Source organism: Ectobacillus panaciterrae DSM 19096, from assembly GCF_000430785.1.
GTDB classification, from domain to species: domain Bacteria; phylum Bacillota; class Bacilli; order Bacillales; family Bacillaceae_G; genus Ectobacillus; species Ectobacillus panaciterrae.
Window position 1 is genome coordinate 71,519 of the sequence record NZ_AUMR01000013.1, and the last position, 19,837, is coordinate 91,355.

Here is a 19,837-nt window from a genome sequence, read left to right on the forward strand (position 1 = left end):
GTTGCGATCGTGAATTGACAGTAGCGATTGCCGTTTCGTCCACGTTACGGATTTTAAGCGAATGTGAAAGCATTAACTAGGGTGGTACCGCGGGAATCTACAACCTCTCGTCCCTTACACAGGGATGAGGGGTTTTTTTGCATTTTCCGTGACAGATATATAAGAATGGAGGGTATTTCGTGAGCTACAATCATAATGAAATCGAGAAAAAGTGGCAGGCGTATTGGGAAGAGCATAAGACATTCCGTACGACCGAAGATAAAGACAAACCGAAATTTTACGCATTAGACATGTTTCCTTATCCGTCCGGTGCGGGTCTTCACGTAGGACACCCGGAAGGATATACAGCGACTGATATTTTATCGCGTATGAAGCGCATGCAGGGCTATAACGTGCTTCATCCAATGGGTTGGGATGCGTTCGGTCTTCCTGCAGAGCAATACGCTTTAGATACAGGAAATGACCCAGCGGAGTTTACAGAGAAAAACATCAATACATTCCGCAGCCAAATTAAGGCTCTTGGCTTTTCTTACGACTGGGATCGCGAAGTGAATACGACTCATCCTGGTTATTACAAATGGACGCAATGGATTTTCTTGAAGCTGTACGAAAAAGGTTTGGCATATGTTGATGAGGTAGCAGTAAACTGGTGTCCGGCGCTTGGCACGGTATTGGCGAACGAAGAGGTAATCGACGGCAAGAGCGAGCGCGGGGGTCACCCGGTAGAGCGCCGTCCGATGAAGCAGTGGGTGTTGAAAATCACTGCATACGCAGACCGCTTACTGGAAGATTTAGAGGAGCTTGACTGGCCGGAAAGCTTGAAGGAAATGCAGCGCAACTGGATCGGACGTTCCGAGGGTGCGGAGGTTCACTTCAAAGTAGATGGTATAGATGAAACTTATACAGTGTTCACAACTCGTCCTGACACATTGTTCGGTGCAACTTATTCAGTGTTGGCTCCTGAGCATGCGCTTGTGGAAAAGATTACGACACCTGAGCAAAAGGCAGCGGTGGAAGCATACTTAGATCAAGTGAAGACAAAGAGCGATCTTGAGCGTACAGATTTGGCAAAGGATAAAACAGGCGTATTTACAGGCGCTTATGCGATTAACCCGGTAAATGGCGAAAAAATGCCGATCTGGATCGCGGATTATGTGCTTGCGAGCTACGGTACAGGAGCAATCATGGCAGTGCCGGCGCACGATGAGCGCGATTATGAGTTCGCGAAGAAATTCGAATTGCCGATTACAGAAGTAGTGGCAGGCGGCGATGTTTCCAAGGAAGCTTACACAGGAGACGGCAAGCATGTGAACTCTGCTTTCTTGAACGGTTTGAATAAAGAAGAAGCGATTGAGAAAATGATTGAATGGCTTGAATTAAGCAAAGCTGGGGAGAAAAAGGTCACATATCGTCTTCGCGACTGGCTATTCAGCCGTCAGCGTTATTGGGGCGAACCGATTCCAGTTATTCATTGGGAAGATGGAACAATGACAGCTGTTCCGGAAGAAGAGCTTCCATTAGTTCTGCCGAAGACTGATGATATCCGTCCATCTGGTACAGGCGAATCTCCGCTTGCAAATGTCGCGGATTGGGTAAGTGTAACGGACCTTGCGACTGGAAAAAAAGGCCGCCGCGAAACGAACACTATGCCGCAATGGGGCGGAAGCTGCTGGTACTATTTGCGTTATATCGATCCGCATAACAGCGAAAAGCTGGCTGACCCTGAGAAGTTAAAGCAGTGGCTTCCGGTTGATATTTACATCGGCGGCGCGGAGCATGCTGTTCTTCACTTGTTATATGCGCGCTTTTGGCATAAATTCTTGTACGACTTGGGCGTAGTGCCGACAAAAGAACCGTTCCAAAAATTGTTCAACCAAGGTATGATTTTAGGCGCCAACAACGAAAAAATGAGTAAATCCAAAGGCAACGTTGTAAATCCTGATGATATCGTGGCAAGCCACGGAGCAGATACGCTTCGCTTATATGAAATGTTTATGGGGCCGCTTGAAGCGTCTATCGCTTGGTCTGAAACAGGCCTTGACGGAGCGCGCCGCTTCTTGGACCGCGTATGGCGTTTATTCGTGCAAGAAAACGGCGAGCTAAGCGAAAAGATTACAAAAGAGCCAAACAAAGGGCTTGATAAGGTATACCATCAAACAGTGAAGAAGGTTACGGAGGACTATGAAGGAATCCGCTTCAACACGGCGATTTCACAAATGATGGTATTCATCAACGACGCGTACAAAGCAGAAACGCTTCCGCAGGAGTACGTAGAAGGCTTTGTGAAGCTATTGTCTCCAATTGCGCCGCACATCGCGGAAGAGCTTTGGAGCAAGCTTGGCCACAGCGAAACAGTGACATATGAAGCTTGGCCGGCTTATGATGAGTCGAAGCTCGTAGAAGACGAAATCGAAATCGTTGTGCAAATTAACGGCAAAGTGAAAGCAAAGCTTCTTGTGGCGAAAGATGCGACAAGAGAGCAAATGGAGCAATTGGCTCTTACAGATGAACAAGTAAAGGTGCAAATTGAAGGCAAAACGGTTCGCAAAGTAATTGCGGTACCGGGCAAGCTTGTTAATATTGTTGCTAACTAAGAAAAGCGGAGCCGACTGTTCAGATGTGGAGGCAGAGGTTCTTCCCCCTCAAAGGCGTTTTTTGCCTTTTTGTGGCGGAGGTTCTTAGGCGGGAGTGCCTAGCCGGCGGAGCTGGACAATGAAGCTGAATATATCTAAAAGCTTCTGCTTTCTTGCAACTAAAAAATGGCTCCCAATGAAGGGGGCCATTTTCTCATAGAAAGGCTTTAGTCTGCGCAAAATAGAAACGACTTCACAACAAGGAGGGTTTCGCATGAGCAAAGGCAAAGGCAGAAGCAACAACGGCGGTCAAAAGCAGCCGAACTTCGATGATTCGTCTAATTTCTCTGAAGGAAAACAGCGCCAAAGCAAGAAGCAAGGAAAAGAAAAGTAAGCTGTGCAATAGAACGATCTTGAATTCCACGGGATCGTTCTTTTTTATTTTAGCTGCTGCTCCAGCTGTTTTGCCTGTTCGAGAAGCTGCCTCTGCTTTTCAATGATCTGTTTTTCGAGTTCAATCAGCTGAGCCATGTTCTCTTCCTTCACGGATTGGCGCAGTTCTCTTTTTTGCCGATACAATTTGTGCAGCTCGTGATGTGTTTGACGTTTATTTTTCATTATCGGATTGGACTCATCCCGCTTAATTTTCAGCGGTTTTACAGATTTTCTCATTTCTTTATGCTTTGTCTTCATCTCATCTCGAAGCGATGCCAGCTGTTTTTTCAGATCGGCCGTTTTGGCTTCATCCTTTTGCTGCTTGGCTGCTTTCATTTCTTGGTGAAGAGCTTGTGCTTTTTCACGCAGCTTTTGCATGTCGGTATGCAGAGCTTCGAGTTTCGTCTTTTCCTCCTTTGTCAAATCGGATTTTTCAATCCAAAGCTTTCGATTCGTTTCTCTTTGCCGGTGCAGCTGTTGGTGCAGCTGTTTCTCTTGTGCTTCCAGCTGCTGCAATGTTTCGTTCTTGATAAGCGAGCTCTTCTGTTGCGCTGATACAGCTGGTTCGGCCGCCGATACTGATGAAATACCGCTGACGGCAAGGATTGTCATGCCGAGCGATGTGATAATGAATTTCCACTGCATAGTCCCACTCCTTACGTTAAAATGGCAAGAGGTTGCTTGCGTTCTTAGTCTGTCCATCTTCTGTGTCTTTTTTGTGGATTTAGTATGTTTTTCCAAAGAAATCCATCGGAAACGCGATGTTTTCTTTTTTGCTTTCTGCTTCGCGCGTTGCTAAAATAGTGTGAAGAGTGAATGTAGAGAGGGGAAATCGAGAATGTTTGAGCTTCAAACAATTACGCCGGAAGAGGTACAGGAAAGATTAGAAAATGGAGAAACATTATTTCTTGTAGATGTACGAGAAGACGAGGAGATTGAATATTACGGCAAGATTCCCGAGGCTGTTCATATTAAAATGGGAGATATCCCAAGCAAGCTGGAAGTTTTCGATAAAGAAAATGAATATATCTTTATCTGCAAGTCAGGTGTGCGCAGTGAGCATGTATGCCTATATTTAAATGAGAAAGGCTATAAAGCTGTGAATATGGTCGGCGGCATGACGTCTTATGCAGGCGAAGTGAAATAAACGTGAAACGATTTTCGTTTCACGTTTTTCCTTATGTGCATATAGTAGTAGGAGCGAAAAGGAAAGAAGGCGGATTATGGCTCCTATTAGTCGAAAAATAAAGATCGTTAACAACCGGGGACAAACCAACCTCGGCAACCGCCATAACTTATCTCCATTTTCCGTATCAAAAGAGCGAAACGGATCGGGCGGCGCAAATAAAGCGGTGATTTTAAATGGAAAAAGAACGGGTGAAGCAGCTATAGAACCAATGTCAACAGAAAGTGAAGCTTCGATCGATTTGTAGTTTTAAGCAGAGGGAGGAGTCAATAGTGAATCGAACCCTTCTCGTACATCACGCATATATATAAAGGATGACAAGAAGAAAGGTCTGAGAGCAATGTCGATTTGCATTAAAAAGTTCATTGTCGTAAATAATTTCGGCACGATCAGCTTTGCAGACAGCATCAGCGAAATGCCGATGAAAGCATCAAAATCCAATAACGGTGCGACAGGTCCTGTTGTTGCCGATTTTGTAAATGGAAGAAGAGTCTTCCAAACACAGGATACAGGTGCAAATGAAGCGAACACAGGGCAAACGATTGAGGAAGCAACGGCAGAGGATATAAGCGGAACAAATTTGTAAAGGAGTCAGCAAGAAGCTGGCTTTTTTTAGATGGAATTATACAAGAGAGAAGAAGCATACAATATTCCCTTTTGGTTATACATAGCACATGAACATGTCGAAATTATCATTCACTCATATATAGCTCCGCCGGCAATTCGCTGCCACCTAAGAACCTCCGCCTAAACGAGCCGGCTTCGCTTTTCTTATTTGTTAAATTTATTGGAGTAATCATAAATTTTTTTACGTCTAATAAAATAAATCAAATAAGACATTCATGAAGGGAGGGGCATGAATGGGCAGGACTTTAAAAATAGATATTACCGAAAAGGTAATCGCAAAGTTTAAGGAAGAGTATTTGGAGTTGTATTCAAATAAGTTTATTATAGGTAAATTCTACGTGCATGCAGCAGAAAAGAAGTACGAACTTGAAGAAGGATATGTACATGAAAATGGAAGGTTTTACCGTCTTATTGATACGCGAAGAGATATCGATCCATCAGTTTCCGGCTGTGATTTGGGATGGTGCTAATATGATACGCGTTAAGGTGTTTGATGAAACCCATGAAAAAGATTTAGAAGAATCTATCAATGGTTTTCTAAAAAAAATAGAAGACAATAGGGTGATTGATATAAAATATCAAGTGGCAGTTTCTAATAATGATGAAGAAAATCAAATTTATTGCTTTTCAGCGATGATTGTATATAGAGCCTAACAAGATGTTAGGCTCTCTTTTATTTTAATTATACGTTTTGTGCTGCAGTCGTACCTGCGATTCTTCCTGTAACAAGAGCGGCTGTGATGTTATAGCCTCCTGTATAACCGTGAATGTCCAGAATTTCTCCGCAGAAGTACAAGCCTTTCATAAGCTTTGAAGCCATTTCCTTCGGGTGAATTTCTTTTACGGATACGCCTCCTCCTGTCACGAATGCCTTCTCAAGCGGCTGCGTCCCGTTTACGGTGAAGGTGAAGCCCTTTAAGTCTTGGACAAATGCACGAATCTTATCATTTGCTGTTTGTCCGGCTGCCTGGCTCGCATCGATATCGTTTTTCTCAAGCAAGAACAGGAGATAACGTTCCGGGGCATAGCCTTTGAGCACGTTTTTCAGCCCTTTTTTCGGCTCATCCTTAATTTGTTTTACAATCTCTTGAAATAATGGCTCTTCTTTTTGAGCGGGCAGAGCGTCAATACGGACATGAACCGTATTTGTTTTAAACTTTTTCATCGTTTTGATTACATATTGGCTGCAGCGAAGCGCCGCCGGGCCTGAAATTCCAAAATGAGTGAACAGCATATCCATCATATGCGTTTTCACTATTTTTCCTTTTGGGTCTACAACACTTAAAGCCGCACCGCGCAGAGCTAAGCCTTGAAGAATGCGGTCACGGATAAACGGTTCGTTTGAAGTGATGGGAACCTCTGTCGGAAACAACTCTGTAATGGTATGCCCTGCTTTTTCAGCCCAAGCGTATCCATCTCCTGTCGAGCCAGTGTGAGGCACGGACTTGCCGCCTACTGCAATTACCACATGCTTTGTCGGCAGCACTTCCCCGTTTTGCAGAATAACAGCCGATGTTTGCCCATTTTCGTATTCTACCGTTTTTACCGGTGTATTTACTCTTATATGCACTCGCAGCTCCTGCAATCTGCGAAGCAGTGCATCTACAACGGATTGTGCTTTGTCCGAAACAGGGAACATGCGGCCGTGGTCTTCTTCTTTCAGCTGTACGCCCAACTTCTCAAAAAAGCGAATAATATCTTCATTATTAAAGACGGAAAAGGCACTATATAAGAAGCGGCCGTTCCCTGGAATATGCTTGACAATTTCATCAACCGGAAGGCGGTTTGTTACGTTGCAGCGGCCTCCGCCGGAAATCGCCAGCTTGCGGCCGAGCTTATCTCCTTTATCAAGAAGAAGAACTTTTGCGCCGCCTTCAGCTGCTCCGATGGCAGCCATCAATCCGGACGGGCCGCCCCCGATTACAATTACATCATAATTCATGTTATCACCCTTGCTTTTGTACTGTAGAAAAGAATAGCACGAATTAGAAAAAAAGAAAAACTGCCAATCATTTGCACACTTATATAATTAATAATCCATTTAAACAATCGAACGAACGTATCGTTTGTTTCAAGAAAATGGTTATATTACAAGCCGTCCATAAATGCGGCTTTTTTTGTATGAATTTATCCTTCACTGATGTTTTGTGATACAATACAAAGGTTAGATTCCAATTGTTTGGAGGCTTTTTTATGTCTGATTCTAAGTTTATACGCGGTACGCTCATTGTGACATTCGGGACCTTTCTGGTGAAGTTTCTCGGCATGATTTATGTTTTTCCGTTTCATGCGCTTGTCGGTACAAATGGCGGAACGTTGTACACATACGGTTATGTGCCGTATACCATTTTCTTGAGCATTGCGACGGCGGGAGTGCCTCTTGCGGTTTCCAAATTTGTTTCCAAGTATAATGCTTTAGGAGATTATGAGACGAGCAGACGCATGTTCCGTTCGGGCATGAAACTCATGATTTTTATGGGTATGCTTTCGTTTATCGTACTGTATGCGACAGCACCGTTATTTGCGGAAGCAATGCTTGGCAACAAGCAGCTTGAGAACAGTGTGGGAGAAGTAACGATGATTATCCGTCTTGTCAGCTTCGCGCTGCTTGTCGTACCGGCGGCCAGCTTGATTCGAGGCTTTTTCCAAGGTCACCAGTCCATGGGACCGACCACTGTCTCACAAATTATTGAACAGATTATTCGCGTTATCGTATTGTTAGCCGGAAGTTATATCGTAATTAAAGTATTGAAGGGTTCGGTTGCAACAGCAGTCGGCGTTTCTACGTTTGCTGCGTTTGTATCGGCGATCGGTGCCTTGGCAGTGCTGATTTGGTATTGGTTTAAGCGCAAACTCCATCTTGATGAGTTGCTTTCAAATCAAAAGATAAAGCCGGCAGATGTAAGTACGCCGCAGCTGTTCAAAGAACTGTTTGCGTATGCTTTACCATACGTTGTAGTTGGACTGACGATTCCTTTGTATCAGCAAATTGACACGCTTACGTTTAACAAAGCAATGGAAGCAGTTGGAAAGGGAGATATCGCAGAGCACGCACTCGGCATTTTTACGATGTGGACGCATAAGCTCATCATGATTCCGGTGTCGCTTGCGACTGCGTTCAGCTTAACTCTTGTACCCGCTATTACAAAATCGTTTACAGAAGATAAGCAAGGAGTATTGCATCGTCAAATCTCGCAAACGTTTCAGCTTAATGTCTTTTTAACGCTGCCGGCAGTTGTCGGGATTTCGGTGCTTGCATATCCGATTTATACAGCTTTTTATGAGCCGGATAAGCTGGGCGGACAGATTCTTATGTGGTATGCTCCTGTCGCGATGCTGTTTGCTTTATTTTCCGTAACAGGCGCAGTTCTGCAGGGGATCAACCAGCAAAAGCATGCGATTATCGGACTTGGCATTGGAGTTGTACTAAAGGTGATATGCAACCTTGTGCTTATTCGTTACTTTGAAACGATTGGAGCAGTACTTGGAACAGGTATCGGATTTGCGGTTTCTGTTTGGTACACGAATTTGCAGATTAAGAAGCATGCGAATTTCAGCTTTGCCCTCGTTTATAAGCGTGCATTCCAAGTTGTGATTCTTACCGCTGTTATGGCCATTGTCGTTAAGATTTTGCTTTGGGGATTAACTCCTGTATTGGCTTATACAGAGAATCGTTGGCAAGCAATCGCTGCAGTAGTGATTACTGCTTCCATCGGAGCGCTCGTGTACGGATTCCTCGCAATTCGTACTGGCGTAATGCAGCGCATGTTCGGCGAAGAGTTTTTGGGTAAACTAAAAGCGAAGTTTGGAAGGAAGTTAAAAATACGAACGAAAGGGGCTTAAGTATAGCCCCTTTCTCTATACATAAAGAAGGTGGAAAATATGAGAATCGATAAATTATTGGCGAATATGGGCTACGGCAGCCGAAAAGAAGTAAAGAAGCTTTTGAAGGACGGAGCCGTGAAAGTAGACGGTATGCCGGTAAAGGATGCGAAGTTCCACGTGAACGTAGCCGAGGAAGAAGTAACAGTTTACGGAGATGTAGTGGAATATAAGGAATTTGTATATTTAATGATGAACAAGCCGCCGGGTGTAATTTCAGCAACGGAAGATGATGTACATGAAACAGTAATTGACCTGCTTGAAGAGGAAGATGTTATTTTTGAACCATTTCCGGTTGGAAGGCTTGATAAAGATACGGAAGGATTTCTCCTGTTAACAAATGACGGTCAGCTTGCTCATCAGCTGCTGTCACCGAAAAAGCATGTGCCGAAAAAGTATTATGCAAAGGTAGAGGGACGCGTGACAGAAGCGGATGCAGAAGCGTTCAAAAAGGGTGTCATTCTGGATGATGGTTATGAAACAAAGCCTGGTGAACTGACGATTTTGCATGAGGGTGATATTTCGGAAATTGAGCTGGTGATTACAGAAGGCAAGTTTCATCAAGTGAAACGCATGTTTGAGGCTGTCGGCAAGAAGGTCATTTATTTAAAGAGAACAGAAATGGGACCGCTCAAGCTAGATGAGGAGCTGGAGCTTGGGCAATATCGCGAACTAACGGATGAAGAACTGGAATTGCTGAAGGGATGAATTACAGCAAAAATAAACCCCTTTCTTACGGAAGAAAGGGGTATGTATATAAAGATGTTATATTTGTTATGACGAAAGCCGTACTCTTTTTCCTGTTGTTGTCCATTTTCCGCGAGCCGGACTGCAAACCAATTCATTGAATTGCAGCACATTCAAGTCCCGCTGGATTGTTCTTGGCGTAATGCCGAATTCATCCACGAGGTCTTGTGTTGTAACAATGCCCTTTTCATTGATAAACATATAAATCGACTTAATCCGTGTTAGCATACGAGAGGTTGTCAATTTCAAAAAACCACTCCTCCAAGAGTTTTTTGTTGACCCAACAGGGAAAGAAGGCCTTTTCACTTTCATTGTACTCCACTCCAGAAAATTCATGCATTATTTTGCGGACTTTTAACAGAAAATTAACAAGTAGACAACAATTGTAAAAGTACATTTTCAAAAAAACGAGGACGATTATGATTTTTTTATCTCTTAGTTACTAGTTTATGTTTTTCTACGAAAAATGTCAAAATCCTGCATTATGTCGAAAAATTTTTCGGTAAAACACAAATTTTATTATTGGTACTGAAATTGAATGTTCGTAAATTTAAATTTGCTGATGCCGGTTGGCGGAAGTGAGAATGGTTTGTTATGATGGAAGGAGCGATATAGTAAAGCAGGTGAAACAATGAAAAATATAAATTGGATGCAAGAAGTAGAAAAACGAAAAGAAGCTTTAATTGCAGATACGCAGCAATTTTTGCGCATTAAAAGCATGTTAAAAGAAGAAGAGAAAAGTGACGGCGCGCCGTTTGGCGAAGGGATTGCAAAGGCATTAGCGTTTATGCTGGAAAAGGGAGAGCAAGACGGCTTTACGTCTAAAAATCTTGAGGGCTATGCTGGACATCTGGAAATGGGAAAAGGCGAAGAACTTCTCGGTATTTTATGCCACGTGGACGTAGTGCCTGAAGGAGCCGGCTGGACAAGCGATCCGTACAGTGCTGAAATCAGAAACGGCAATATTTATGCCCGCGGTGCCATTGATGATAAGGGGCCGACGATGGCTGCTTATTATGCGATGAAAATTGTAAAAGAGCTTGACCTTCCGCTTAACAAACGCGTTCGTATGATTTTAGGAACGGATGAAGAAAGCCAATGGCGCTGCGTAGACCATTATTTCGCGCATGAAGAAATGCCGACGATGGGCTTTGCGCCGGATGCCGACTTCCCGATCATCAATGCGGAGAAAGGGATTTGCAACCTGTATTTAACCCAAGAGGCAAAAGCAGCAGACGGAGAAACAATCCTCAAAGAGCTCACATCCGGAAGACGTTTGAATATGGTGCCGGATGTTGCGAAAGCCGTTGTCCAGTCAAAGGACGCGCAAGAAATTGCCAAACGGTTTGAGCGCTATGTGCAGGATCGCGAGGGAAAGGTTTCTGTTGAAGGAGAAATGGCCGTATTGGAGCTAAGAGGCATTTCAGCGCATGGCTCCACACCGGAAAAAGGCGAGAATGCCGGACTCTGCTTGGCGGCATTTCTGAAACATGAAAAGCTGGACGCAGCAGGTGCCGCATTTGTAGAATTCACGATACAATCCTTTGAGAATGATACTAGAGGAAAGAATTTAGGCATACAGTATAACGATGATATTACAGGAGATTTGACAGTCAATGTCGGTCTTTTATCCTATACAGAAGCAGAAGGCGGAAAGCTGGGCCTGAATATCCGTTATCCGGTCACGACGAATTTACAAGAAACGCTGGCTGCTCTTGAGCAAAGCGCAGGTGCACACGGCTTCTGCATGAAGGACATGTCAGATTCACGTCCGCACCATGTGGATAAGGATCATGTGTTGATTCGTACGCTGCAGCGTGTATACGAAGAGCAAACGGGTGAAGAGGCAACACTTCTTTCTATTGGAGGCGGCACGTATGCCCGCTCTCTGAAAGCCGGTGTGGCGTTCGGCCCTTTATTTCCTGGAAAAGAAGAACTTGCTCATCAAAAAGATGAGTATATTGAGATTGAAGATTTATTGAAAGCCACTGCCATTTACGCGCAAGCGATTTATGAGTTGGCAAAATAAATATTTCATCAGCAGGCATGTTTTCTTCTGCGATGAATGGAGTGAAGCAACATAAAGGAAACCGCTCTTCTTTGAGGAGCGGGCTTCTTTTTGCTTTTTGGAGGGGGAGAGCTAGAGGGAAGCAGCGTTACAGCGAGAGGAAAGAACAGCAGACGCAACGTTTCGCGCATTTTATTTTTCTGTTTTCTTTGGAATCGGGGCATTATTTCCGTTATTAGGGGTATATTTGAAAGAATATGTACATCTTTCTGGTGTTCAAATCGGAAATATTATGTCAATCGGATTATTTATTCCGGCTGCCCTTCAATACGTACGAGAATTGTCTCCTGCTTCTATGCAGTCTACAGCAGTAGCATTATATGCAACAGCAGGCGGGGGCTTTGGAACATGGTTTTGTACGTTCTTGGGCGGTATTCTAATGGATCGCTTCGGCGTGCAGAACGTATATCTTTTCTTTTCAGCCCTCACGTTCGGGGGAGTTATTTTGTTCATGCTTCAGCCGCGAAAGCGTGGAGAATTATTTCAGGAGGAGAGCACATAATGCAGACGAATTATTTTATTGCGGTTCCGCTGCCGGCTTTTGTAAAAGAAGCTTTAGCGGAATGGAGAGAGCATGCTGAGTCAGTACTGCCGTTCCAATCTTGGGTGCATCAAGATGATTATCATATTACGCTTGCGTTTTTGGGAAGCGCTGATGCAGTGCTTTCTTCTTTGCAAAAAGAGATGGAGCGGATGACTCATCCTGGTTTTTCGCTTTCATTAAAAGGGCTGCAAACATTCGGTGTACCGGAACGTCCCCGCATTTTATGGGCAGATGTAACGCACCCGTCTGAACTGTCGGCGCTGCAAAGCAATGTTCATGATATGTGCGAGGCACTAGGCTTCTCTTTAGAGAAGCGTCCTTATCGTCCTCATATTACGCTGGCTCGGCGCTGGCGCTCTGACCGCTCGTTCGATGAGCCGTCAGAGTTATGGAAACCTATTTCTTTTTCTGTTCAAAGCATCGTGCTATACAAAACGCATGTAGAACGGGTTCCAAAGTATGAGGAAATATATAAAGTGCCTCTGTTGTGATGTATTAATGAAACCGTTTTCTGAAACAATGAATATACTGCTATGAACAGCTCAAATAAGCGACTGCAGACTAGAGGATGGTGAACTAGCAATGCTTAAGGTCGACCGCGTATTTGAAGCGTATTTAGACGGAATGGACTGGATTACCATTTTGCTTCCTAAAGCATATGGCAGCTCTCGCCGTTTTCGTTTGAAGCATCGCGAAGAAGAATGGGAGCTTGAAGTCATAAATACGGTACAGCTCCCGCAGTTTACAAAATACGAATGCCGCATAAAAGGGTATCTGGAACTTGGACATACGTATATGGTCATTGATGAGCAGAACCGTGAGACTGATTTACAAATTGGTGCTGTTATTCGCACGAAGGAATTTGATGAAGCTTATTATTACGATGGTGATGATTTAGGTGCAGCGTACAAGCCGGAATCCAGCACGTGTAAAGTGTGGGCGCCGACCGCTTCCTTAGCAAAAGTGCGTATTTACGAGAAAAATGGCCGATATACAGATTTTCAGATGAATAGAGAGCGAAACGGCGTTTGGTGTACAGAAATTCCGGGGAACCGTGAAGGTGCATCGTATACGTTTCTTGTTTGCATTAATCTCGTTTGGCGGGAAGCGGCTGACCCGTACGCCAAAGCTATCTCTGCAAATGGAAAGTACAGCGTCATTGTTAATATGGAGAAAACGAGAGAGCGGGAACAATATACACTTCCGCCTTTTGAAAATTTTACAGATGCCATTATTTATGAGGCGCATATTCGTGACATGACGATTCATCCAGAAAGTGGAGCGGTATATAAGGGGAAATATTTAGGACTTACAGAGACTCGGACAAAGGGGCCGATTGGAACAGCTACAGGTTTGTCATATTTGCAGGAGCTTGGTATTACCCATTTAGAGCTGCTTCCATTCAATGATTTTGCGGGAGTGGATGAACTTGCTCCGCAAGATAGCTATAATTGGGGATACAATCCGCTCCATTACAATGTCCCGGAAGGCAGCTATGCAACAGATCCGGATAATCCCTACAGCAGAATTTTAGAATTGAAACGGATGATTCGCGCTCTTCATGAGTGCGGCATTCGTGTCATTATGGATGTTGTATATAACCATGTCTATATACGTGAAACATCGTCCTTTGAAAAACTTGTTCCCGGTTATTATTTTCGGCACGACGCAAATGGAATGCCGTCAAACGGTACGGGCGTCGGCAATGATGTGGCATCCGAGCGGAAAATGGTTCGGAAGTTTATTTTAGATTCCGTTCTTTATTGGCTGAATGAGTATAGCGTTGACGGATTCCGTTTTGATTTAATGGGGATATTAGATTATGAAACGATGAATACGATTCGCCGTGCAATTGACAGTGTAAAATCAAACGTGCTCATTCTCGGAGAGGGATGGGACTTGAATACGCCGCTGCCGCGCGATAAAAAAGCTGCGCTTTGCAATGCTGGAAAAATGCCTCGCATTGCCCAGTTCAATGATGCATTTCGCGATCGGATAAAGGGAAGCACCTTCAGCAGCCACGATCGCGGCTACGCATTTGGAAACAATACAGATTTAGAGTTTGTAAAGCGTCTCATAGCAGGAAGCATCTCTTTTCAATTACATGAAAACAGTGTATTTTTAGAGCCGAATCAAAGCATAAATTATGTAGAATCTCACGACAATTCCACAATGTGGGATAAATTATGGGCAAGCAATAAAGAGGATGCGGAAGAAGTTCGCAAGAAGCGTCATCGGCTGGCGACCGTTATGACATTGCTGTCTCAAGGCATTCCGTTTTTGCATGCCGGTCAAGAGTTTTTTCGTACAAAGCAGGGCGTGGAGAACAGCTATAATTCCCCGGATAATATTAATCAAATAGATTGGGCAAGAAAAGCGGCTAACGAGGAGCATGTTGCATATATAAAAGGAATCATATCCATTCGCAAAGCGCACGGCGCGTTTCGTCTGCCGTCTGCCAGCTTAATTCGAAAGCATGTAAAGTTTCTTCCGATGCCCGGCTCTGTCATTGCCTGTCATCTTCATCATGTGGAAGCATTTGGTCCTTGGAAGGACGTACTTGTTTTATTTAACAATAGCAATCAGCAGGAATACGTTCCGCTTCCAGATAAGGGGGAATGGAATATTCTGGCTAACCATCAAAGTGCTTCGCTGCATCCTGTTTCTTCTATTTTTATAGAAGTGCTGCCAGTTGCTCCAATTAGTGCGCATGTCTTGGTGAAAACGTGACGATTCCCTACTTGACTATCAGAATCGAATAAAGGTAGAATTGACAAAGGCAGCTATTTTGGTACTATCACCACAATAGCTCTCTTTTTTGTAATGGAAACAAACGTGGTATTATATCTATATAAAATCATGACAGGTGTATGGAAAGATGAACAGTAATGGCTTTGTGCCGAATAAGGAACTTAGCTTCTCGATAAAACAACAAAAGGAACTGTTAACAGAATGGAATGGTTGGAACATTTAATAGGAGAAGAGTGGAATATAATTCCGGCCGGCGGAGCGACAGGCGAAGCGTATTTTGCTGAGCAAGGAGAGCGCAGGCTATTTTTAAAGCGGAATTCATCTCCCTTTTTAGCGGTTTTGTCTGCTGAGGGGATTGTCCCAAAGCTGCTGTGGACGAAACGGGTCGCCAGCGGCGATGTCATTTCTGCGCAAGCATGGCTTAATGGGCGCAAGCTGGAGCCTGAGGATATGAAGTCGGAGCGAGTGGCTTTGCTTCTAAAGAAAATTCATACTTCGGATGCACTATTGCAAATGATTCAAAAGCTTGGAAAAAAACCGCTCAGCGCAAAAGAGCTTTTGGAGCAAATTGTCATGATGCTGGATCAAGCTGTGATACAGAAAGAGCCTGTACAAAGGGCGCTTCGTTATTTGGAGGAATCGTTGGATAGCGTAGCATACGATCGTCCGGCGGTTTGCCATTGCGATGTCAATCATCATAACTGGCTGTTGTCAGAGGACAATCAATTGTACTTAATTGATTGGGACGGAGCAGTCATTGCAGATCCTGCACTCGATATCGGCATGCTTCTCCACTGGTACATTCCAAGAGAGGAATGGGAAGAGTGGCTGCACAGCTACGGCATGGAACTTACAAATTCCTTGCTCCGTCGCATGAAATGGTATGTTATTGCGCAATCCATCGTATCGCTTCAATGGTATACGACGAAACAAAAGAAGTTTGAGATGGATTACTGGCTTAATTATTTAGAGAGCTTGCTATAATCTTACGAAAAACTGTCCATTCCTGAAATCCAATTTGAAATTTGTTCTTGATGATCGGAAATATGCTGATTCAAGTCTGGAGAATACTTGCCGGATTGACTGTAGTAATATACATCATTCAGCATTGTTTTTATTTGGGTATCTACGCTGTCATTTCCCATTAAAGACTTAATCAGGCGCTCCATTTGTTCGCATTCTGAAACGGTTCCGCAGCAATCGCTTTGATGGTTTATTAAGATATCCTTTAAAATACTCACTTGATGTTCGTGACTGAGAGGCATCTGTATCCACATCCTTTTTACTATATTCACTCTGTAGTTTCCGTGAGTTTTGTACATTTTATTCTTGAACCGAGTGCTGCACGAGGTACTTGGTTTTTTGTTGCCATAGAAAGGGAGGACTTACGAATGCGCCTAAGACATAAACCATATGCAATTGAAAAAATCGATAATCATCCTCATTATGTAGTCTCAAATCCGGAAGAGCATCGCGGCAAATGGCAAATGCTTTTTGGAAACGATCATCCGATTCATATTGAGGTAGGAACAGGTCGCGGCCGCTTCATTTATGAAATGGCTAAAGCAAACCCGGATGTAAACTACATTGGAATTGAAAAATTTTCAAGTGTTATCGTCGATGCGCTTGAGAAGCTTATTGAAGAAGAGGTTCCGAATTTGAAGCTGATTAACAAAGATGCGAAAGATTTAACTGTATTTTTCGCAGATGCTGAAATTGACCGCGTGTACTTGAATTTCTCTGATCCGTGGCCAAAAGCTCGCCATGAAAAACGCCGTTTAACATATAAGTCATTTTTGCAAAACTATGAGCAAGTGCTTATAAAAGGTGGAGAGGTTCATTTTAAAACAGATAACCAAGGGTTGTTTGAGTATTCTTTACTCAGCTTTTCTGCATATGGCACGCTTTTAAAATATATCAGCTTAGATCTTCATAACAGCGAGTTTGAAGGAAATATCATGACAGAATACGAAGAGAAATTTTCACAAAAGGGAAATCGTATCTACCGTGTAGAAGCGAAGTTCCAAAACGAGCCTGCACAATAATTGCGCAGGCTTTTTTTATCATAAATCAGGCGAGAATCCCCTGGCTTCAAGCGTGTGAATGGTGTAACGGTAAATGGGGGAGGTTCATATGTGATAAAATAAAGGTGAAACTTCATCAGCGGAGCGGTTTTCTCCGATGATGTTTAGTTGAATCAATCGGGCAAGCGCTAGGGGTTACGGTTAGAGGGATAAGAAGGTCATTAAAAAGGGGAGTGGAGAATATGGATACGTTACATATTGGGGAAATTACTGCAACATGGCTTCGGGGCGGCAACACGCATTTAGATGGCGGTGCGATGTTTGGCGTTGTGCCAAAGGCGCTTTGGTCGCGAAAATATGAGCATAACGATACGAATCAAATTCATCTGCGTACAGACCCGATTTTACTGCAAACAAAAAGCGGCAATATGCTTATTGATTCCGGTATCGGCAACGGCAAAATGAACGAAAAAATGAAGCGGAATCAAGGGGTAACAGAAGAATCCTCTATAGAAGCGTCTCTTGCGGAATTAGGCCTTACGCCAGCTGATATTCATTTTGTTTTAATGACGCATCTTCATTTCGATCATGCAAGCGGGCTTACGAAATGGACGGGAGATACATTAGTTCCAACATTTCCGAATGCAAAAATTTATGTTTCTAAAACAGAATGGGAAGAAATGCGTCAGCCGAATATTCGTTCCCGCAATACGTATTGGAAAGAAAATTGGGAACCGATTCAGCACCAGGTTCACACGTTTGCCAAAGAGCTATACGTAACGGAGCAAGTGCGAATGGTTCATACAGGGGGACATAGTGACGGCCATGCTATTATTATTGTGAAGGACAGAGAAGATACGCTGCTTCATATGGGCGATATCATGCCCACACATGCTCACCAAAACCCGTTATGGGTTATGGCATATGATGATTATCCGATGACATCCATTTATCAAAAGCAAGAATGGGTTGACTGGGGCATTAAGGAAAATGCATGGTTTACATTTTATCATGATTCTTATTATCGCGCCGTGAAATGGGACGAGACAGGAAATATGATAGAAAAGATAGAGCGGGAAAAAAACAAAAAGCTCCTGTGAAAAGGAGCTTTTTATTAAATGAAATTATAAAATTTTCCGACAATGCTTCCCATTACTTTCCGTCTTTTGAATATCATGGTCTCTATGGCATAAAAAAGAACAAAACTGCTTGCTTAGTCAAAAAATACAGGAGAGGGCCGTCAAGGCTTTGACCGTTACCATACTCAGCAGGCGCGCTATGCCCGTCTGAAAAAGAATTCAGCACGGGCATAGTGCTAAGTTTTTCTTAAGACTGGGTAACCTCTAAAATAGTGCCTGTTTTCGCATCTGCTAAAAATTCAAAGCGTTCTTGTACGCCGTCTGCAAGTGCAGTCACGCCTCCGCGATATACTTCATACGTTAGGTCGAATTTTTCCAGTACTTCTGGTACCATGTGAATCCAGGATCCTGTAATTTCACCCTTGTCTTCAAACAATTCTTTTGCCATTTTCAATGCTTTTTCAGCAGGAACATGACTGCCCTGCTGCAGTTTATTGGCGACTGCATATCCCGCAGCAAAGCCTAAGCCTGCACCAAGCAGTAAACTTTTCCAATTCATGATTCTTCCACCTCAATTGCGCAAAATTCCCTAACAACTCAAGTATAATCGAATTTAGGCGAAAAAAGAAGAAACTAGCAACATTTGCAAAATTTCGATACAATAAAAATATTATACATACTTTGGAAATTAATTTAAAAACAAAGGAGCGCTTTATCATGAATCAAGAAACAAAAGAGCTGTTTCGTACTTTAACGGAATTGCCTGGTGCATCAGGATTCGAGCATGAAGTACGCCGTTTTATGAAGCAAGAGATTTCTAAGTATAGCGATGAAATCATTCAAGATCGTCTTGGCAGCATTTTTGGCGTGAAAAAAGGAGACGAAAACGGCCCTCGAGTTATGGTCGCAGGCCATATGGATGAAGTAGGCTTCATGGTTACGCAGATTACCAAAAACGGAATGCTGCGTTTTCAGCCGTTAGGAGGCTGGTGGAATCAAGTATTGCTTGCGCAGCGTGTACAAGTTATTACAGAAAAGGGGCCGATTATCGGTGTAATTGGCTCTATTCCGCCTCATAATTTAAGCGATGAGCAGCGCGCAAGACCGATGGATATGAAGAATATGCTGATTGACATCGGCGCTGACACCCGTGACCATGCGCTTGAGCTTGGCGTAAAGCCAGGGCATCAAATTGTGCCGATTTGTCCGTTCACACCAATGGCAAATGAAAAGAAAATCATGGCAAAAGCATGGGACAATCGCTATGGGTGCGGTCTGGCTGTAGAACTTCTCAAAGAATTGAAGGATGAAACTGTGCCGAATATCCTGTACTCTGGCGCCACTGTGCAAGAGGAAGTCGGGCTTCGCGGGGCCCAAACGGCAGCAAATATGATTAATCCCGATATTTTTTACGCGCTTGATGCAAGTCCGGCAAACGATGCCGGCGGTGATAAAAACGAGTTCGGCCAGCTTGGCAAAGGGACATTGCTTCGCATTTTAGACCGCTCTATGGTCACGCACAGAGGAATGCGCGAATTTATTTTAGACATGGCAGAAACGCATAAGATTCCATATCAATACTTTGTATCACAAGGCGGAACAGATGCTGGTCGTGTTCATACAAGCAATTCCGGCGTACCATCTGCTGTTATCGGCATTTGCGCCCGCTATATTCATACGCATGCTTCTATCATGCATGTGGACGATTATGCAGCGGCAAAGGAATTATTGATCAAGCTTGTAAAAGCAACAGACCATACAACGCTTAAAACCATTAAAAACAACGCGTAACAAAAGAAAAGCGGAGCCGGCTCGTTCAGGCGCAGAACCAGAGGTTCTCGCCCCTCAAAAGCGCTTTTTGCTTTTGTGAGGGCGAGGTTCTCTGGTGGCAGCGCCTAGCCGGAGGAGCTAGACATCAAAG

Annotated in this window: 20 protein-coding genes, 1 pseudogene and 1 other annotated feature (1 of these 22 only partly in view); of the genes and pseudogenes, 16 read left to right on the forward strand and 5 right to left on the reverse strand. The window is 43.7% G+C overall.

Annotated elements, in window-relative coordinates:
- Nucleotides 1–118: a binding site (T-box leader), on the forward strand (it extends 98 nt beyond the left edge of the window).
- 61 nt (nt 119–179) lie between these two features.
- Nucleotides 180–2,594 (forward strand): leucine--tRNA ligase, encoded by a 2,415-nt coding sequence (leuS, locus tag H540_RS0105345; protein ID WP_028399751.1) that lies wholly within the window; start codon nt 180–182, stop codon nt 2,592–2,594.
- A 417-nt stretch (nt 2,595–3,011) separates the two neighbouring features.
- Here leuS and H540_RS0105355 read toward each other — a convergent pair whose 3' ends face one another.
- Complete coding sequence (locus tag H540_RS0105355; RefSeq protein WP_028399752.1) at nt 3,012–3,653, reverse strand: hypothetical protein; 642 nt, start codon at nt 3,651–3,653, stop codon at nt 3,012–3,014.
- Between the two features lie 193 nt (nt 3,654–3,846).
- On the opposite strand from H540_RS0105355, the gene H540_RS0105360 reads away from it, so the two are divergent.
- From H540_RS0105360 to H540_RS0105380, 5 genes are all read left to right on the forward strand, one after another.
- Nucleotides 3,847–4,155, forward strand: a complete 309-nt coding sequence (locus H540_RS0105360; RefSeq protein WP_028399753.1) for a rhodanese-like domain-containing protein — start codon at nt 3,847–3,849, stop codon at nt 4,153–4,155.
- 76 nt (nt 4,156–4,231) lie between these two features.
- The gene (locus H540_RS0105365) at nt 4,232–4,441 is read left to right on the forward strand and encodes a hypothetical protein (protein WP_028399754.1); all 210 of its coding nucleotides are present in this window, start codon (nt 4,232–4,234) and stop codon (nt 4,439–4,441) included.
- Between the two features lie 93 nt (nt 4,442–4,534).
- A complete protein-coding gene (locus tag H540_RS0105370; protein ID WP_028399755.1) occupies nt 4,535–4,780 on the forward strand; it encodes a hypothetical protein in 246 nt (81 codons plus the stop codon).
- Between the two features lie 274 nt (nt 4,781–5,054).
- Entirely contained in the window at nt 5,055–5,291 is a 237-nt protein-coding gene (locus H540_RS0105375) for a DUF2553 family protein (protein ID WP_028399756.1), read from the forward strand.
- A 1-nt stretch (nt 5,292) separates the two neighbouring features.
- A complete protein-coding gene (locus H540_RS0105380) occupies nt 5,293–5,475 on the forward strand; it encodes a sporulation protein Cse60 (RefSeq protein WP_028399757.1) in 183 nt (60 codons plus the stop codon).
- Between the two features lie 28 nt (nt 5,476–5,503).
- Here H540_RS0105380 and H540_RS0105385 read toward each other — a convergent pair whose 3' ends face one another.
- Complete coding sequence (locus tag H540_RS0105385; protein WP_028399758.1) at nt 5,504–6,763, reverse strand: BaiN/RdsA family NAD(P)/FAD-dependent oxidoreductase; 1,260 nt, start codon at nt 6,761–6,763, stop codon at nt 5,504–5,506.
- Between the two features lie 251 nt (nt 6,764–7,014).
- On the opposite strand from H540_RS0105385, the gene H540_RS0105390 reads away from it, so the two are divergent.
- Nucleotides 7,015–8,664 carry a putative polysaccharide biosynthesis protein gene (locus H540_RS0105390; protein ID WP_028399759.1) on the forward strand — a complete coding sequence of 550 codons (1,650 nt, stop codon included), beginning with the start codon at nt 7,015–7,017 and terminating at the stop codon, nt 8,662–8,664.
- A 39-nt stretch (nt 8,665–8,703) separates the two neighbouring features.
- Nucleotides 8,704–9,411 carry a pseudouridine synthase gene (locus tag H540_RS0105395; RefSeq protein WP_028399760.1) on the forward strand — a complete coding sequence of 236 codons (708 nt, stop codon included), beginning with the start codon at nt 8,704–8,706 and terminating at the stop codon, nt 9,409–9,411.
- 66 nt (nt 9,412–9,477) lie between these two features.
- Here H540_RS0105395 and H540_RS0105400 read toward each other — a convergent pair whose 3' ends face one another.
- Nucleotides 9,478–9,699 carry a DeoR family transcriptional regulator gene (locus H540_RS0105400; RefSeq protein ID WP_028399761.1) on the reverse strand — a complete coding sequence of 74 codons (222 nt, stop codon included), beginning with the start codon at nt 9,697–9,699 and terminating at the stop codon, nt 9,478–9,480.
- Between the two features lie 382 nt (nt 9,700–10,081).
- Here H540_RS0105400 and pepV point away from each other — a divergent pair, with 382 nt between their 5' ends.
- From pepV to H540_RS0105425, 5 genes and pseudogenes are all read left to right on the forward strand, one after another.
- Complete coding sequence (pepV, locus tag H540_RS0105405; RefSeq protein WP_028399762.1) at nt 10,082–11,479, forward strand: dipeptidase PepV; 1,398 nt, start codon at nt 10,082–10,084, stop codon at nt 11,477–11,479.
- Nucleotides 11,480–11,630: 151 nt separating this feature from the next.
- Nucleotides 11,631–12,020 (forward strand): annotated as a pseudogene (locus tag H540_RS32970) (hypothetical protein); the annotation flags it as partial.
- On the forward strand, nt 12,020–12,553 hold the full coding sequence (gene thpR / locus H540_RS0105415; RefSeq protein ID WP_028399764.1) for an RNA 2',3'-cyclic phosphodiesterase: 534 nt from the start codon (nt 12,020–12,022) through the stop codon (nt 12,551–12,553). The pseudogene H540_RS32970 and the gene thpR, both read left to right, overlap by 1 nt.
- 91 nt (nt 12,554–12,644) lie before the next feature.
- A complete protein-coding gene (gene pulA, locus H540_RS0105420; RefSeq protein WP_028399765.1) occupies nt 12,645–14,792 on the forward strand; it encodes a type I pullulanase in 2,148 nt (715 codons plus the stop codon).
- A 222-nt stretch (nt 14,793–15,014) separates the two neighbouring features.
- A complete protein-coding gene (locus H540_RS0105425; RefSeq protein ID WP_028399766.1) occupies nt 15,015–15,797 on the forward strand; it encodes a phosphotransferase family protein in 783 nt (260 codons plus the stop codon).
- Between the two features lie 2 nt (nt 15,798–15,799).
- Here the strand turns inward: H540_RS0105425 and H540_RS0105430 are convergent, their stop codons facing one another.
- Nucleotides 15,800–16,078, reverse strand: coding sequence for a YtzH-like family protein (locus H540_RS0105430; RefSeq protein WP_028399767.1), 279 nt, complete (start codon nt 16,076–16,078; stop codon nt 15,800–15,802).
- Between the two features lie 126 nt (nt 16,079–16,204).
- Here H540_RS0105430 and trmB point away from each other — a divergent pair, with 126 nt between their 5' ends.
- Both trmB and H540_RS0105440 read left to right on the forward strand, forming a co-directional pair.
- The gene (trmB, locus tag H540_RS0105435) at nt 16,205–16,858 is read left to right on the forward strand and encodes a tRNA (guanosine(46)-N7)-methyltransferase TrmB (RefSeq protein ID WP_028399768.1); all 654 of its coding nucleotides are present in this window, start codon (nt 16,205–16,207) and stop codon (nt 16,856–16,858) included.
- Between the two features lie 221 nt (nt 16,859–17,079).
- The gene (locus H540_RS0105440) at nt 17,080–17,937 is read left to right on the forward strand and encodes a YtnP family quorum-quenching lactonase (RefSeq protein WP_028399769.1); all 858 of its coding nucleotides are present in this window, start codon (nt 17,080–17,082) and stop codon (nt 17,935–17,937) included.
- A 226-nt stretch (nt 17,938–18,163) separates the two neighbouring features.
- On the opposite strand, the gene H540_RS0105445 is transcribed toward H540_RS0105440, so the two are convergent.
- Entirely contained in the window at nt 18,164–18,475 is a 312-nt protein-coding gene (locus H540_RS0105445) for a PepSY domain-containing protein (RefSeq protein ID WP_028399770.1), read from the reverse strand.
- Nucleotides 18,476–18,633: 158 nt separating this feature from the next.
- On the opposite strand from H540_RS0105445, the gene H540_RS0105450 reads away from it, so the two are divergent.
- The gene (locus H540_RS0105450) at nt 18,634–19,707 is read left to right on the forward strand and encodes a M42 family metallopeptidase (protein ID WP_028399771.1); all 1,074 of its coding nucleotides are present in this window, start codon (nt 18,634–18,636) and stop codon (nt 19,705–19,707) included.
- Nucleotides 19,708–19,837: the final 130 nt, after the last annotated feature.